Genomic DNA, 15,258 nt, shown 5'->3' on the forward strand with positions numbered 1-15,258 from the left:
TCAGTTCACTGCTGCTGCGCCGCCTGACCTTGCTGCACGGTCCATTCCAGCACCTCGCGGGCCAGTTGATCACCGGCCTGGCCGAAGGCGTTGACCACCGCCGGCACCGAGGTGTCGCTGGCCGCCTGGCTGACTGCGAAACGCCGGCTGGCGAGGATGCGCAGGCTGCCGCTCTGCACCAGGCGGGCCTCGAAGACAATGCGCGCGGCCGGGCGACCGTCCTGGTATTCGCTGTGGAAGACGCGCAGGTCGCCATCCAGTTCCAGGTCGGCCTGCAGGCGACTGTCATCGCTGCTCACGGCTTTGAGGCGGCCATCGTCGCGGAAGGCGTCGATCAACCGGTCGCGCAGCAGCAGCGGCGCGCGGTCGCTCCAGCGCACGCCCTGGTAGGCGCTGACCCGGTCGCCCGGTGGCAATACGGCAATCCGCGTGCTGTCGAGCAGTTGGCTGCTGTAGGGCGTGTTCACCCGCAGCGCCCAAGCAGTGCTGACGTCATGGCTGGGCAGGCTGCTGGCCGGCAGGCGGTAGATGCTCAGCACCTGGCCTTTCGGTAATACCGAACAGGCGGCCAGGCTGCCGATCAGCAGCAGGGCGGTGAGCAGGCGAAGGCGACTCATGGTTGAAACTCCTTGATGGTGTCGCTGCGCAGCAGGTAGCCGGCCGGGTCTTCCTCCAGGCGGCGGGCGAAGGAGCGCAGGGCGCTGAGGGTTTCGCGCAGTTCGATAATGGTCGGGCCCAGCTCGCCGATGCCCTGCATGCCGCCGTCGAGGGCAGCGCGGTTGTCGCTCAGCAGGCGTTCGACCTTGCTGCTGCTGCGTTCCAGCGAGGCCAGCAGGCGGCTGGCGCTGTCCAACGCCTCACGGCCCTGGCCGCTGAGCAGCTGGTTGGCGTTGCGCATCAGCTTGGCGGCTTCCTGGCTGGCGTTGCTCATCTGTTGCAGGGCCGTGCGCAGTTCGTCGCGCTGTTCGGCGACGCTGGCGCTGGTCTGTTCGATGTTCTCCAGGGTGCGCGAGATGCGCCCGATATTCTCGGCGGAGAGCAGCTGGTTGGCGCGCTCGAGCAGCTGGGTGACGCTGAGCAGCAGATCCTCGCCATTGGCCATCAGGCGTGACAGTGGCGAGGGGTCGGCGATGATTTCCGCACGCTGATCGCCTTTGCTGACCAGCGCCGGGCTGTCCGGCGAGCCGCTGTGCAGCTGGATCAGCGCCGCGCCGGTGATGCCGGTGATCGACAGGCGTGCGCGGGTATCCTGTTTGATCGGCGTATTGGCGTTGACGCGGATATGCGCGCGCACCTTGCGTGGGTCTTGCGGGTCTAGGCGCAGACTGATCACGTCGCCGACCTTGATTCCGCTGTATTGCACCGCACTGCCTTGGGACAGGCCGCTGACCGCCTCGGTGAAAATCACATCGTAGTCGTTGAGCTCCTGGTCCGAGCTGGCTTTGCTCAGCCACAGGGCAAAGCCCAGTGCGGCGGCGACCATCAGCAGGGTAAACAGGCCAATCAATACGTGGTGGGCACGCGGTTCCATTCAGTGGCTCCCTGGCGCGCCACTGGCGGCCTGTGCGGCTGCGCGTGCGCGCGGGCCGTGAAAATACTCGTGTATCCACGGGTTGTCGGTGGCGGCCACCACATCCAGGCGGTCGGCCACCAGCACGCGCTTTTCCGCCAGCACGGCCACGCGGTCGCAGATGGTGTAGAGCGTGTCCAGGTCGTGGGTGACCAGAAACACGCTAAGACCGAGGGCGTCGCGCAGGGTCAGGATCAAGTGGTCGAAGGCCGCTGCGCCGATGGGGTCGAGCCCGGCGGTGGGCTCGTCGAGAAACAGGATGTCCGGCTCCAGGGCCAGTGCGCGGGCCAGGGCGGCGCGTTTGATCATGCCGCCGGACAGCTCGGTGGGGTACTTGTCGCCGGCTTCGCGCGGCAGGCCGACCAGCGCCAGTTTGACCTGGGCCAGACGCTCAGCGGCAGCGCGCGTGAGGCCGGCATGTTCGAGCAATGGCAGGGCGATATTTTCGCTCACCGTCAGCGAGGAAAACAGCGCGCCGCGTTGATAGAGCACGCCAAACCGTCGTTCCAGTTGTGAGCGCTGTTCGGCGGGCAGGCTCAGCAGCTCCTCGCCGAACACCCGCACGGTGCCGGCGTTGGCAGTGCGCAGGCCGAGGATGCTGCGCAGCAGCACGGATTTACCGGTGCCCGAGCCGCCGACCACGCCGAGTACTTCGCCGCGGTACAGGTCCAGGGCCAGGTCCTGGTGTACGGTCTGCGCGCCGAAACGGTTGAGCAGCCCGCGCACCTCGATAATCGCTTCGCCCGTCACCAGCCCATCTCCATCAGAAACAGCGCCGCCAGGGCGTCGAGCACGATCACCACGAAAATTGACTGGACCACGCTGGAGGTGGTGCGCTCGCCCACCGACTGCGCGCTGCCGGTGACCTTGAAGCCTTCCAGGCAGCCGATCACGGCGATCAGGAAGGCAAAGATCGGTGCCTTGGCCATGCCCACCAGAAAGTGTTTGAGGGCGATATTTTCCTGCAGCATGGCCAGGTACATGGCCGGCGAGATATCCAGGCTCAGGGCGCAGACCACCGCGCCGCCGAGGATGCCACTGAGCATGGCGATAAAGGTGAGGATCGGCAGGGCAATCAGCAGGGCGAACACCCGCGGCAGCACCAGCAGCTCCATGGGGCTCAGGCCCAGGGTGCGGATCGCGTCGATCTCCTCGTTGGCCTTCATCGAGCCGATCTGCGCAGTAAAGGCGCTGGCGGTGCGCCCGGCCATCAGGATGGCGGTGAGCAGCACGCCAAATTCGCGCAGAAAGGAGAACGCCACCAGATCGACCGTGTAGATGCTCGCGCCAAAGTCGGCGAGCACCGTGGCGCCGAGAAAGGCCACCACCGCGCCGACCAGAAAGGTCAGCAGGGCGACGATGGGCACGGCGTTCAGGCCGCTCTGCTGCAAATGGGCGACCAGCGAGGTGATGCGCCAGCGCCCGGGGCGCAGGAGGATGGCGAACATCGCCGCCAGGGTCATGCCGATAAAGCCGAGCAGGGCGATGCCTTGCTGCCAGAGCTCTTCCAGGGCCTGGCCGATCTGCCCGAAGAATTCGCGCCAGGCTGGGATGCGTTTGGGTGGCAGCGCGTCGCCCGCCTCGGCGATGGCATTGCCCACCGCTTGCAGCAGTGCACGGCGCTCGCTGGCCAGGCCCGGTGCATCCTTGGCCAGTTGCGCCAGGCGCTGGCTGCCGAGCAACTCCACCAATAGCGCGGCACCGGCGGTATCCAGTGCGCCAAGGCCTTGCAGGTCGATGCTGGCAGTGCCGTTCAGGGTGCCGCGCAGCGCCAGTACGTCGGCTTCCAGGCGGGCGTAGTGAGGCAGCGTCCAGTCGCCGCCGATGCGCAAACCAGAGGGCGCGTCCGTGCGGCCGGACTCCAGCGGCGTGATAAAGGGGGGTGTGCTCATGACCTCAGCTTAACCCCCTCGCAGCTGTTACGCCCAGCGCAAGGCGCAGGCTTATCCGTCAGCGGTGATTTCGGCAATCAGCTCGCGCAGCACTGCTGCGGCATCCTCGTTGGCCACCTGGCAGGTGCCGGCATTGGTGTGGCCGCCGCCGTTGTAGCTCAGGCACAGCTCGCCGACATTGGTGTTGGAACTGCGGTCGAGGATCGATTTGCCGATGGCGAACACGGTGTTCTGCTGCTTCACGCCCCACATCACGTGGATCGAGATATTGCACTGTGGGTAGAGCGCATAGATAACGAAGCGGTTGACCGCGTAAATCGTCTCCTCGTTACGCAAATCCAGCACCACCAGGTTTTGGTAGACCGTGGCACAGCGCTGAATCTGTGCCTTGGCCTCGCGCTGGTGCTCCAGGTACAGCGCCACGCGCTCATCGACATCCGGTAGTTGAAGGATTTCCGCGATGCCGTGGGTCTGGCAGAAGTCGATCAGCTGCATCATCAGTTGGTAGTTGGAGATGCGGAAGTCGCGGAAACGCCCCAGACCGGTGCGCGCATCCATGATAAAGCTCAGCAGTTCCCAGCCCTGCGGGTCGAGGATATCGTCGCGGCTGAATTGCGCGGCATCGGCCTTGTCCACGGCTGCCATCATCTCGTCCCAGTCACGCGGGAAGGCGTCGTGACCGCCGTAGTGCTTCCACACCACCCGCGCCGCCGACGGCGCAGCGGCGTCGATCAGGTGATTGCTCGCCGGTTGGTTGCGGATGGTCTCGCTGAGGTGGTGGTCGAAGGCCAGGTAGCAGCCGGGGACGTAGGGCAGGTTGGTGGTGATGTCGTTGCTGCTGATTGCCACCTTGCCGTCCTGCATGTCCTTGGGATGGACGAACAGAATCTCGTCGATCAGGTTGAGGTGTTTGAGCAGCGCGGCGCACACCAGGCCGTCAAAATCACTGCGGGTGACCAAGCGGTAAAGACTGGACATAAAGCATCTCCGGATCGGGCAAGCGGCGGGAAAAACCAACAGGCCCCCTTCAAAGTAGCACGCGGATTACCCCTCAGCCCGCACGGGGGAGCTGCGCTTGCAGGCAATTGCGGGTCGACCCCAGAACAGTCCCGGCCAGACGGCGGCTCTAGGCTGGCGTCTGATCTTCTACCGACCCAGGAGCCAGCCATGTCGCCGATTACCGTACTACGTGATACCCAGCCCATCCCGCTGCTAGACGCCTGCAAATGGACGCGCATCGCCGGCGAGCCCCATACCGTCAACCTGAATGCCTATACCTCGGCGGACGGCAGCAAGATCATGGGCACCTGGATCTGCACGCCCGGCAAATGGCAGGTGGCCTATGAAAAGTGGGAGTACTGCCACTTTCAGGAGGGTTACTGCATCATCACCCCCGAGGGCCAGGCGCCAATTCACCTGCGCGCTGGCGATATTTTTATCGTCGAGCCCGGAATGCAGGGCACCTGGGAAGTGGTCGAGACGGTGCGCAAATACTTTGTATTTGCCTGAGTCAGCAGACTTCAGGGCTTGAAGATACGTGCATCCTTGACCCGCTCATCACCGTTTGGGCCTTAGTCGCGGCGAAATACCAGGGCCTTGAGGGCGCTGTGCGGCTGGCTGTCGGGGAATTCCGGCGGGTTTGCCAGGCGTTCGCTAAAGCGCAGGCCCGGCGCTTCACTGGCCATGGCCTGAATCAGGTAATCCGGGCCGATTTCCGGCTCGTTGCTGCAAGCCAGCACTGTGCCGCCTGGGCTAAGCAGCTCGGGCAGGCGGCGCAGGACTTTCGGGTAATCCTTGCTCAGCACAAAGCTGCCGCGCTGGAAGGACGGTGGGTCGATGATGATCAGGTCATAGGGGCCGTATCTGCCTACCTTGCCCCAGGACTTGAACAGGTCGTGGCCGAGAAACACCACCTGGCCCAGGTCATGCTGGTTCAACCGGTGATTATCGCGACCACGGTTGAGCGCGGCCCTGGCCATATCCAGATTGACCACCTGGCGCGCGCCGCCGGCTAGCGCCGCCACCGAAAAGCCGCAGGTGTAGGCGAACAGGTTGAGCACGCGCTTGCCCGCCGCCTGGGCCTGCACCCATTGGCGGCCATAGCGCATATCGAGAAACAGCCCGCTGTTCTGCTTTTTGCCCAGGTCGAGGCGGTAGTGCAGGCCGTGCTCGCAGATATCCCAATGTTCAACCGGCTCGCCCAGCAGCCACTGGGTCGGGCTCTCGGGCAGGTAGCGCTGCTGCAGCAACAGGCTGTGCGCGCCGCTCTGCTGCCAGACGGCGGAGTGGCCGAGGTCGAGCAGCATCTGCTGCAGCGCGGCCAATTCGGTAGCGCCCACCGGCTTGAACAGCGCCACCAGCAGCACGCCTTGCAACCAATCCACGCTGACCTGCTCCAGCCCCGGCCAGCAGCGCCCGCGGCCGTGAAACAGCCGACGGGTTTCACTGGGCGGCGCACTCAGGGCGTCGAGCAGGTGTTGCTGCAGGGTAGTGAGGGCGGTTGGGGTCATGGCGGCGGTCAATTTGGCGAGGCGGCGATTTTAACAGGCGAGCGCCTCGAATCGGCTGTGTCGATGATGGTTATCGGTAAAGGCGTTTGGCATTGGCGTTGCCGAGTGCCTAGCATTGCCCTCTTTCACATCTACATATAAGGAATACCCATGCATATCGATGAAGCCATCCGCAGCCGCCGCGCCGTTAAAGGCTATGACCCGGCCTTTAGCCTGAGTGATGCCGAGAAGGACGAACTGCTGCAACTGGCCCTGCTCGCGCCATCGGCGTTCAACCTGCAGCATGTGCGCCTGGTCGAAGTCAGCGATCCTGCGCTGCGTCAGCAGCTGCGTGAAGTGGCCTGGGGTCAGGCACAGGTGACCGATGCCTCGATGCTGGTGGTGGTGTGCGCCAAACTCGACAGTTGGCAGGAGGATGTCGGCCGGGTTTGGCACGGCGCACCCGCAGAAGTGCAGGCCTATATGGCCGGCGCCATCGACACCTACTACCGCGACAAGCCCCAGGTGCAACGCGACGAAACCATGCGCAGCTGCGGCCTGATGGCGCAGACCCTGATGCTCGCCGCACGCGGTAAGGGCCTGGACTCCTGCCCGATGGACGGCTTCGATTTTGACGCCGTGGCCAAGCTGATCAAGCTGCCGGCCAACCATGTGATCGCCCTGATGGTCGCCGTCGGCAAGAAGACCATCGAACCCAAGCCACGCATCGGCAAACTGCCATTTAATGAAGCGGTGCTGCGCAACAGCTTCTGATCGCTGGGCAGATGTCTGAGCGGTTGGGTCATTGTTCAGCCATAACTGGGGTCAGCCTGCGCCTGCTCACACCACTAAAGGTTGGATGACAAACGTGCTGTTGGGGGTGAATCTGGCGGGCAACTATCGATCTGCAGTCATCACAAGAAGCCCGAGGAGCCCCCATGTCCGCCGAACATCTGGATGTCTTGATCATTGGTGCCGGCCTGTCCGGCATCGGTGCGGCCTATCACCTGATGAAGCACTGCCCCGACAAACGCTTCGCCATCCTCGAAGGTCGGGCAGCCCTTGGCGGCACCTGGGACCTGTTCCGCTATCCGGGCATCCGCTCCGATTCGGACATGTTCACCCTCGGCTACAACTTCAAACCCTGGACCAACCCGCTGGCGATTGCCGACGGCCCGTCGATCCTCAGTTATATCGAAGAGACTGCCGAGGAAAACGGCATTCAGGAAAAGATCCGCTTCCAGCACAGGGTACTCAAGGCCGACTGGTGCAGCGAGCGCGCCACCTGGACCCTGCAGGTGCAGCGTGGCGACGATCTCGAGCCGATCAACCTGAGCTGTCAGCACCTGCTGCTGTGCACCGGCTATTACCGCTACGAAGCGGGCTATACCCCCGAATTCAAAGGCCGCGAACAGTTCCAGGGCGAATTTATCCACCCGCAACTGTGGCCGGAAAACTTCGATTACAGCGGCAAGAACGTGGTGGTGATCGGCAGTGGCGCGACGGCGGTAACCCTGGTGCCGGCCATGACCGACAAGGCCAAGCACGTGACCATGCTGCAACGCTCGCCGACTTATGTGGTGAGCCTGCCGCAGGGCGATCCGATTTCCGCCTTCCTGCGGCGTTTTCTGCCGGAAACCTGGGTCTACCGCCTGGCGCGCACGCGCAACGTGGCGGTGCAGCTGGGTTTCTACAAACTGTCCAAGGCTTTCCCCCGCCTGGTGCGCAAGGCGTTGCTGGGGATGGCGCGGCATCAGCTGGGCAAGGACTTCGACATGCGCCACTTCAGCCCGCGTTACAAACCCTGGGATGAGCGGGTGTGCGCGGTGCCCAATGGTGACCTGTTCCGGGTGCTGCGCGCAGGCAAGGCCTCGGTGGTCACCGAGCATATCGATGGCCTGACTGCCAAGGGCATTCGCCTGAAGTCCGGTGAGGAGCTGCCGGCGGATGTGATCATCAGCGCCACCGGCCTGGAACTGCAGCTGTTTGGCGGCATGCAGGTGGTGGTCGATGGTCAGCCGTTCGAGGCGGCCAAGAGCATGGGTTACCGCGGCATTATGCTGCGCGATTTGCCCAATGCCGCCGTGGTGCTGGGCTACACCAATGCCAGCTGGACGCTCAAGGCCGACCTGTCCAGCGAATATTTCTGCCGCCTGATCAAGCATATGGATGCCATCGGCATGCGCCAGTGCACCCCGCGTGACAGCGCGCGCCAGGTCAAGGAGGCGCCGTTCCTCGACCTGGCTTCCGGCTATATCCAGCGCGCGGCCGACAAGATCCCCAGCCAAGGGGATCGCGCGCCGTGGAAGCTCTACCAGAACTACCTGCTGGACCTGGCGCTGTTGCGTTACGGCAAGGTTGAAGATGGCTATCTGGCGTTCAGTTCGCCGCAGGTCGGCGCGGCTGCTGCGACTGCCGCAGTCGTCTAGACTGCCAAACAATGTAAGCCAAACGCTATAGCTGCTTGGTGCGTTATGCCTACAGAGATGTGGCTGCTTACCGCTTTAGAAGCAGGCACAGGGCCACTATGCTTTGTGACAGCTAGCACGGATGAATGGGCCAGGCCCCCTGGTTGTTGTCACAAAGGAGTCCTCTTGAGGATGAGCAGAATGGAATCGCTTCAGCAAGAACAACGCTACCTGCCGGCACTGCGGGCGCATATCGACAAACTCCTGGCCAAGGGCTGGGTGATTGCTGAACGTAACCCGCTGACCCTGCAGTCCGGGCGCAAGACCTATATGGTTGTGCACGGCATGTTGATTGGTGATAGCGCGTTTTAACCTTAGCCCCACCGTTTTCCCGAGGCCGCTGGCGATCATTCCCTGATCGGCAGCGGCCTTTTTTGTTGTCGGCGCGTCATGCGTTATGCCCGTGGCAGCCCCCAGTGGGTGCTCTCCAGCCAGTCGGCAAATGCCGCCGGCGGTAGCGGTTTGCTGAGCAGGTAGCCCTGGGCGATGTCGCAGCCGAGCTGGTCCAGGCGTTCGAGAATGGCCTCGGTTTCCACCCCTTCGGCGACGATCTTCAGGCCCATGTTGTGGCCCAGCTCGATGGTTGAACGGACGATGATGTCGTCATCGGGATTGCTTAGCAGGTCGAGGACAAAGGACTTGTCGATCTTCAGCTCGTGCACCGGCAGGCGCTTGAGCTGGGCCATGCTTGAGTAGCCGGTGCCGTAATCGTCGATCGACAGCTGCACGCCCAGTTGGCACAGCTGCTGCAATTGGCCCATGGCCAGCTCGGGGTCGGCCATCACCGCGCTCTCGGTGATTTCCACCACCAGGCTGCCCGGTGCCACGCCATGCTCGACCAGTTGCGCGGCGATAAAGCCGGCAAAACCGGGATCGGCCAGGTCCAGTGCGGAGATATTGATCGCGGTCTTCAATTCCAGCCCCTGTTCCTGCCAGACGCGGCTCTGCGCCACAGCGGTGCGCACCACCCAGCGGGTCAGGGCGCAGACGTTGCCGGTCTGCTCGGCCAGGGGAATAAATTCGTCCGGCGGGATAAAGCCGTGCACCGGGTGAATCCAGCGCACCAGGCATTCCACGCCATACAGGCTGCGCGCGCGGATATTCAGCTTGGGCTGGAAGTACAGGCTGAGCTGGCCGCCTTCCACCGCACCTTTCAGCTCGCTCATCAGGGCCAGGCGCAGCAGGCTGTGGCGATCCAGTTCCGGGCGATAGAGGGCGTAGGGCGAGCGCTGCTGCTTGCCCAGGTACATCGCCACTTCGGCATGTTGCAGCAGGCTGCCGGCGCTTTCACCGTGGTCTGGATACAGGGCGATACCGATGGTGGCGTTAAGGGTCATGCTGATGCCGCGCACGGCGAAGGGCTCATGCAGGGCGGCGCGGTAATGCTCGGCAGCGGGGATCAGCCGGCCCGGCTGGCAGGGGCTGATCAGCAGGGCAAACTCGTCGCCACCCAGGCGCGCCAGCTGCTCGCCTGGGCGCAGCAGCCCTTGCAGGCGTGCGGCGAGCTGGCAGAGCAACTGGTCGCCGGCCTCGTGGCCGAGGGTGTCGTTGAGGTCCTTGAAGTTGTCCAGATCCATCAGCAGCACCGCCACGCCTTCGCCCGCCGGGCAGTGCGCCAGGGCCTGTTGCAGCTCGGCGACGAAACGGTTGCGGTTGGCCAGTTCGGTCAGCGGGTCGCGGTAGGCGAGAAAGCTGATGGTGGCTTCGCGCTCGGCAATGCCTTGCTGCATGGCGACGAATTCACGGGCCAGCAGGCCGACTTCACCGCTGGCCGGCACCTGCATAGTTACCTGATAGTCGCCGCTGGCGATACGCCGCACGCTGTCGGCCATCAGGCTCAGCGGCCGGCTGATGGTATTGGCGATCCACAGCGCTCCGAGGCCGGCCAGCAGTAGGGCGATGGCGAAGATAGTTGCCAGTTGCCATTGCAGCGGCTGGTAATCGGCCAGCTCGGCGGACAGCGAGCGCATCAGCAGCACCTGCAAGCCGCCACTGGTACCACTTAACGGCGCGCGCAGGGCCACCTGCTCAAGCGTCTGCAGCTCAAAGCGGAATACACCCTGGTTGTCGGGTAATTGCTGGTCGGCCAGCTCGGCCCGTGGCTGCGCTGCCAGGTTGCTGGCCAGGATGCGGTAGCTGCCTGGGTTGCCGTCGAGCAGGGCGACATCGGCGCCACTGAGGCGCGCCAGCTGCGCAGTAGCTTGATCGTCCAGCTCGAAGGCCATTAGTAGCCAACCCATCAGATTGGGCCGCGGCGCGAAGATCGGCGTGGCGTTGATATGCAGCACCCGTTCGCCAAACACCACCAGGCGTTCGGCGCTCTGCGGGTCGTCTTCATCCAGCAGGTCGTTCCACGGCAGCGCGGCTCCTGGCAGCAGTTCGCCGCTGGTGCCGGCGAGAATCAGCCCCTGCGGCGCACTGACCAGGGCAAAGCTGGCTTGGCTGCGCGAGGCGAAGGACTCCAGCGCGGCAGACAGCGATTGCGCCTCCTGCTGCGGGCTGGCGATCAGGTCGGCAATTTCGCCGAGCAGGGTGAAGTCCTTGGCGATCAGGTCAGCCATGGCGCTCTGCGCCTGACGCCGGCTCTGCAGCTCGTTGCTCAGCACCGCATGGGCGAAGTTCAGCTGCCCAGCCACCTGGCTCAGGGTGTGCTGATAGGTGGAGCGGTAGACCAGTGCCAGCAGCAACACCATCACCGCCAGCAACAGCAGCAGAAAGAAGCCGAGAATCTTGCCGCGTAGGGTCATGGCACGTAGCCGCCTTTACCCTGGGGGCGCATGGCGGGTGCTTTTGGCCGTGGGTCGCGTTTTAGTGCGCTGGTGAGTTGCCAGGTCAGGGTGCTGTCGCTGGCTACGCTGCGGTTCATGGCTTCCTGCGGGGCGGCGATGCGTGGGTGCCAGAGGTGCAGGGTTTGCCCGGCGGCGGCATCGAAGTGCAGGCGGGTCTTGCCCTGGCTGTCGGTCTGGGCGAACCAGGGGCTGTCGAGCACCAGGATAAAACCGAGCATCCAGTCATGGATATTGCAACCCAGGGTGACCAGGCCGGGCTGGTCGAAACGCATCTCCTGCGGTGCGGCCTTCTGCTGGTGCAGGCGCAGTTCGAAGCGTTTGGCCGGCGAGAAGGAGTAGACGTGATGGTTGATCGGGTCGGAATTGGGGAAGCTCACCCTGGTGCCGACCTGCACCGGCAGAATATAGGGGCTGAACTGGCGTTTTTGCTGATCCATCAGCGCCATGGTGGGCTGGTTTTGCGCCGGCCCCGGCTCGACCCAGAGCACCGCGTCGCTGAGCGGTTTGCCCTGGTTGTCGAGGAGCAGGATCTCCAGAGTATTGGCCTGCACCCGTGTGCTCAGCAACGCCAGCAGCAGCGCCAAAACCGATTTCAGCATGACCGATTCCCCAAGACTGCACGACAGTAACCGTCAGTATAGGAAGGCTTTGTTCGGCTGCCGGGCGATCAGCGCTGGGCGATCTGCAGGATCTGCTCGATCAGCCAATGCAGCGCCGGGTCGCGCTGGCGTTGGGCCAGGCTGACGATTTCCAGGTGAAACGGGCCGAGAGCGAAGGGCAGCTCGCACAGTTGCAGCGGCAGCAGGCTGGCAAAGTGGCGCGCCAGTTGAGTCGGCAGCACCGCCGCCAGTTCGCTGCTGGCGACAATATGCGCGGCCTGCAGGTAGTTGGGCGTGGTGTAGAGAATCTCCCGACACAGGCCCTGCTCGCCCAGCCATTGGTCGACCATGCCGCGGGTCTGGCCGCCATGGACCCACAGGTGGCGCAGTTGCAGAAAGGTTGGCAGGTCCATCGGCCCGCCCGCCAGCGGGTGATCGCGGCGCAGCGCCAGTTGCAGGGTTTCGCTCATCCAGTGCTGACGGGCGAAGCGCGCGGGGATTTCCTCGAAGCGCCCCAGCACCAGGTCCAGCTCGCCCTTGTCCAGCGCCTCGGCGGGCAGGCTGGGGCTCAGGTGGCGGATGTCGATGCGCATGCCGGGCGCCTGCTGGCTGAGCTGCTTGAGCAGACGCGGCATGCAAATCAGCTCGACATAATCGGTGACGGCGATGCTGAAATGCTGGCGGCTGCTGGCCGGGTCGAACACTTCGCCGGCGCTCAGGCTCTGCTCGATCTGCTGCAGGGCGGCGCGGATCGGCGTTTCCAGCGCCTGGGCGCGCGGCGTCGGCTGCATGCTGCGGCCCACCCGCACCAGCAGCGGATCGTCGAGCAGTTCGCGCAGGCGACCCAAGGCATTGCTCACCGCCGGCTGACTGAGTGACAGACGTGCGGCGGCGCGGGAGACGTTCTGCTCGCGCATCAGTGCATCGAACACGCGCAGCAGGTTGAGATCGAAGGTTGAGATATTCATCGACTGAATACGACTTATCACAAGACTAAATTTCAAAAATAGTAACGCCTTGCTTATGGTGGTGGGCGAATTTCTTTCGGTAACGGGCAGAGGAGTGGGCATGAGCAAGGCATTTGAGGTTCAGCAGGCCGCCGTGATCGGCGCGGGCACCATGGGCCGCGGTATCGTCATGAGCCTGGCCAACGCCGGCATTCGGGTGCTGTGGCTGGACAACAACCCGCAGATGCTCGAGCAGGCCATGAAGGTGGTGGCCGAGACCAATGCGCACAACCTCAAGCTGGGGCGCATCAGCGCCGAGCAGTCGGCTGCGCGCCTGGCCTGCGTGACCCCGGTGGGCGACTACGCCGCGCTGGCGGATGCCGACCTGGTGATCGAGGCGGTGTACGAGAATCTTGAACTCAAGCAGCAGATCTTCCGCACCCTCGACGCCACCCTGAAGCCAGGCGCGATTCTCGCCAGCAACACCTCGGCGCTGGATATCGACGCCATCGCCGCCGTGACCCAGCGCCCCGAGTCTGTGCTGGGTCTGCACTTCTTCAGCCCGGCGCACATCATGAAGCTGCTGGAAATCGTCCGCGGCGCCAAGACTGCACCGGCGGTGCTGGAAGCCGCGCTGGAACTGGGCCAGCGTATCGGCAAGGTCAGCGTGGTGGCCGGCAACTGCGATGGTTTTATCGGCAACCGCATGCTGCATACCTATGTGCGCGAGGCGCGCATGCTGCTGCTCGAAGGCGCGTATCCGCACCAGGTGGACGCCGTGCTGCAGGGCTTTGGTTTCGCCATGGGCCCGTTCCGCATGTACGACGTGGTTGGCATCGACCTGGAATGGCGCGCCCGTGAGCTGGCCGGCAAGGGCCAGGATGATCCGGCGGTGCAGGTGGATAACCGCCTCTGCGGCCTTGGTCGTTTCGGCCAGAAGGCGCGCATGGGCTATTACCGCTACGCCGAAGGCAGCCGCCAGGCCGAGCACGACCCCGAAGTGGATGCGCTGGTGCTGCAGGTCTCCGAACAGCTGGACTTTGTTCGTCGCGACATCGATCCATCAGAAATTCTCGAGCGTTGCCTGCTGGCGCTGGTCAACGAAGGGGCGAAAATCCTCGAAGAGAATATCGCCGCCAATAGCCAGGATATCGATCGGGTCTACCTCAATGGTTATGGCTTCCCGGCCGACCAGGGCGGGCCGATGAGTTGGGCCGACAGCCAGGGTGCGGCAGATATCCTCACGCGTTTGCAGAGTCTGCAACGCCACTTTGGTACTCACTGGCAGCCGGCGGCATTGATTGAGCACCTCGCCGCCAGCGGCCAGCGCTTTGCCGATGTGCAGGAGGGCCGGGTATGAGTTATCAGGCCCCGTTGCGCGATATGCGTTTTGTCCTGCATGAACTGTTCGATGTCAGTGCCCACTGCGAGTTGCTCGGTAACGGCCTCGACCGCGAGTTGATCGACGGCGTGCTGGAGGAGGGCGCACGTTATGCCGCCGAGGTGGTGGCACCGCTCAATCGCAACAGTGACGAGCAAGGCTGCCAGCTGAATGACGGCCAGGTCAGCACCCCGGACGGTTTTGCCGAGGCCTACCGGCAGTATGTCGATAACGGCTGGGCGAGCATGACCGGGCCCAGCGAATACGGCGGCCAGGCGCTGCCGCAGATGCTCGCGTGCAACTTCCACGAAATGCTGATGGGCGCCTCGCTGTCATTCCGCGTGTACTCCGGGCTGACCGAAGGCGCGGTGCTGGCGCTGTACAAGCATGGCAGTGAAACGCTGAAAGACAGCTACCTGCACAAGCTGGTCAGTGGCCAATGGGCCGGCACCATGTGCCTCACCGAACCGCAGGCCGGCACCGACCTGGCCCTGCTCAGAACCCGCGCCGAGCCCCAGGCGGACGGCAGCTTCACCGTCAGCGGCAGCAAGATTTTTATCAGCGGCGGCGAGCAGGACCTCTCGGAAAACATCATTCACCTAGTGCTGGCGCGTCTGCCGGATGCGCCGGCCGGGGTGAAGGGCATCAGCCTGCTGCTGGTGCCGAAATTTATTGCCGCAGCGGACGGCACGCCGGGCGCGCGCAACGCGCTGTCCTGTGGCGCCATCGAACACAAGATGGGCATCAAGGGTGCCTCCACTTGCGTGATGAACTTCGATGGCGCCACCGGCTGGCTGATCGGTGAAGCCAACCAGGGCCTGGCCTGCATGTTCACCATGATGAACGACGCGCGCTTCCAGGTCGGCCTGCAAGGTCTGGGTATCGGCGAGGCGGCCTTCCAGGGCGCCCTGCGCTATGCCCGCGAGCGCCTGCAGTCGCGCGGCATGAGCGGCGCCGCTGCGCCGGAGAAGGCGGCAGACCCGATCATCGTGCACCCGGATGTGCGGCGCATGCTGCTGACCCAGAAGACCCTGGTGGAAGGTTCACGCATGTTGGCCGCCTCCTGCGCGCGCCAGCTCGACCTTGAGCATGGCGCGGTGGATGCGCCGGCGCGCCAGGCCGC

Annotated in this window: 15 protein-coding genes; 6 read left to right on the forward strand and 9 right to left on the reverse strand. The window is 64.2% G+C overall.

The annotated features are described in order from the left end of the window. Positions 1-5: 5 nt before the first annotated feature. Genes WA145_RS01250 through WA145_RS01270 form a run of 5 tightly spaced genes read right to left on the reverse strand, consistent with a single transcriptional unit; the run spans position 6 to position 4,440 of the window. The gene (locus WA145_RS01250; protein WP_422579818.1) at positions 6-617 is read right to left on the reverse strand and encodes an ABC-type transport auxiliary lipoprotein family protein; all 612 of its coding nucleotides are present in this window, start codon (positions 615-617) and stop codon (positions 6-8) included. Beyond that, positions 614-1,531 carry an MlaD family protein gene (locus WA145_RS01255; RefSeq protein ID WP_422579819.1) on the reverse strand — a complete coding sequence of 306 codons (918 nt, stop codon included), beginning with the start codon at positions 1,529-1,531 and terminating at the stop codon, positions 614-616. The genes WA145_RS01250 and WA145_RS01255 overlap by 4 nt, the downstream gene beginning before the upstream one ends. Continuing rightward, positions 1,532-2,320, reverse strand: a complete 789-nt coding sequence (locus WA145_RS01260) for an ABC transporter ATP-binding protein (RefSeq protein WP_422579820.1) — start codon at positions 2,318-2,320, stop codon at positions 1,532-1,534. Then, positions 2,317-3,462: an MlaE family ABC transporter permease gene (locus WA145_RS01265; protein WP_422579821.1), complete on the reverse strand. Its 1,146-nt coding sequence runs from the start codon at positions 3,460-3,462 to the stop codon at positions 2,317-2,319. Before WA145_RS01265 ends, WA145_RS01260 begins: the two co-directional genes overlap by 4 nt. A gap of 51 nt (positions 3,463-3,513) precedes the next feature. Beyond that, positions 3,514-4,440 carry an exopolyphosphatase gene (locus WA145_RS01270; RefSeq protein WP_422579822.1) on the reverse strand — a complete coding sequence of 309 codons (927 nt, stop codon included), beginning with the start codon at positions 4,438-4,440 and terminating at the stop codon, positions 3,514-3,516. Between the two features lie 189 nt (positions 4,441-4,629). Between WA145_RS01270 and WA145_RS01275 the strand changes: the two genes are divergently transcribed. After that, positions 4,630-4,971, forward strand: coding sequence for a cupin domain-containing protein (locus WA145_RS01275; RefSeq protein WP_422579823.1), 342 nt, complete (start codon positions 4,630-4,632; stop codon positions 4,969-4,971). 62 nt (positions 4,972-5,033) lie between these two features. Here the strand turns inward: WA145_RS01275 and WA145_RS01280 are convergent, their stop codons facing one another. Next, positions 5,034-5,972, reverse strand: coding sequence for a class I SAM-dependent methyltransferase (locus WA145_RS01280; RefSeq protein WP_422579824.1), 939 nt, complete (start codon positions 5,970-5,972; stop codon positions 5,034-5,036). A 150-nt stretch (positions 5,973-6,122) separates the two neighbouring features. Between WA145_RS01280 and WA145_RS01285 the strand changes: the two genes are divergently transcribed. The 3 genes from WA145_RS01285 (at position 6,123) to WA145_RS01295 (ending at position 8,731) form a co-directional block, all read left to right on the forward strand. Then, positions 6,123-6,725 carry a nitroreductase family protein gene (locus tag WA145_RS01285; protein ID WP_422579825.1) on the forward strand — a complete coding sequence of 201 codons (603 nt, stop codon included), beginning with the start codon at positions 6,123-6,125 and terminating at the stop codon, positions 6,723-6,725. Positions 6,726-6,889: 164 nt separating this feature from the next. Continuing rightward, complete coding sequence (locus tag WA145_RS01290) at positions 6,890-8,380, forward strand: flavin-containing monooxygenase (protein ID WP_422579826.1); 1,491 nt, start codon at positions 6,890-6,892, stop codon at positions 8,378-8,380. Positions 8,381-8,560: 180 nt separating this feature from the next. Further along, positions 8,561-8,731 carry a hypothetical protein gene (locus WA145_RS01295; protein ID WP_422579827.1) on the forward strand — a complete coding sequence of 57 codons (171 nt, stop codon included), beginning with the start codon at positions 8,561-8,563 and terminating at the stop codon, positions 8,729-8,731. Positions 8,732-8,814: 83 nt separating this feature from the next. Here WA145_RS01295 and WA145_RS01300 read toward each other — a convergent pair whose 3' ends face one another. The 3 genes from WA145_RS01300 to WA145_RS01310 form a co-directional block, all read right to left on the reverse strand. Then, a complete protein-coding gene (locus WA145_RS01300) occupies positions 8,815-11,166 on the reverse strand; it encodes a putative bifunctional diguanylate cyclase/phosphodiesterase (protein WP_422579828.1) in 2,352 nt (783 codons plus the stop codon). After that, the gene (locus tag WA145_RS01305) at positions 11,163-11,807 is read right to left on the reverse strand and encodes a methylamine utilization protein (protein WP_422579829.1); all 645 of its coding nucleotides are present in this window, start codon (positions 11,805-11,807) and stop codon (positions 11,163-11,165) included. The genes WA145_RS01300 and WA145_RS01305 overlap by 4 nt, the downstream gene beginning before the upstream one ends. Before the next feature lie 68 nt (positions 11,808-11,875). Beyond that, the gene (locus WA145_RS01310) at positions 11,876-12,775 is read right to left on the reverse strand and encodes a LysR family transcriptional regulator (RefSeq protein WP_422579830.1); all 900 of its coding nucleotides are present in this window, start codon (positions 12,773-12,775) and stop codon (positions 11,876-11,878) included. A gap of 100 nt (positions 12,776-12,875) precedes the next feature. Here WA145_RS01310 and WA145_RS01315 point away from each other — a divergent pair, with 100 nt between their 5' ends. Both WA145_RS01315 and WA145_RS01320 read left to right on the forward strand, forming a co-directional pair. After that, positions 12,876-14,114 carry a 3-hydroxyacyl-CoA dehydrogenase NAD-binding domain-containing protein gene (locus tag WA145_RS01315; RefSeq protein WP_422579831.1) on the forward strand — a complete coding sequence of 413 codons (1,239 nt, stop codon included), beginning with the start codon at positions 12,876-12,878 and terminating at the stop codon, positions 14,112-14,114. After that, positions 14,111-15,258, forward strand: a 1,148-nt coding sequence (locus WA145_RS01320; protein WP_422579832.1) for an acyl-CoA dehydrogenase family protein, incomplete at its 3' end; no start/stop codon positions are given. The genes WA145_RS01315 and WA145_RS01320, both read left to right, overlap by 4 nt.

The organism is Pseudomonas sp. (assembly GCF_049301935.1).
Lineage (GTDB): Bacteria > Pseudomonadota > Gammaproteobacteria > Pseudomonadales > Pseudomonadaceae > Aquipseudomonas.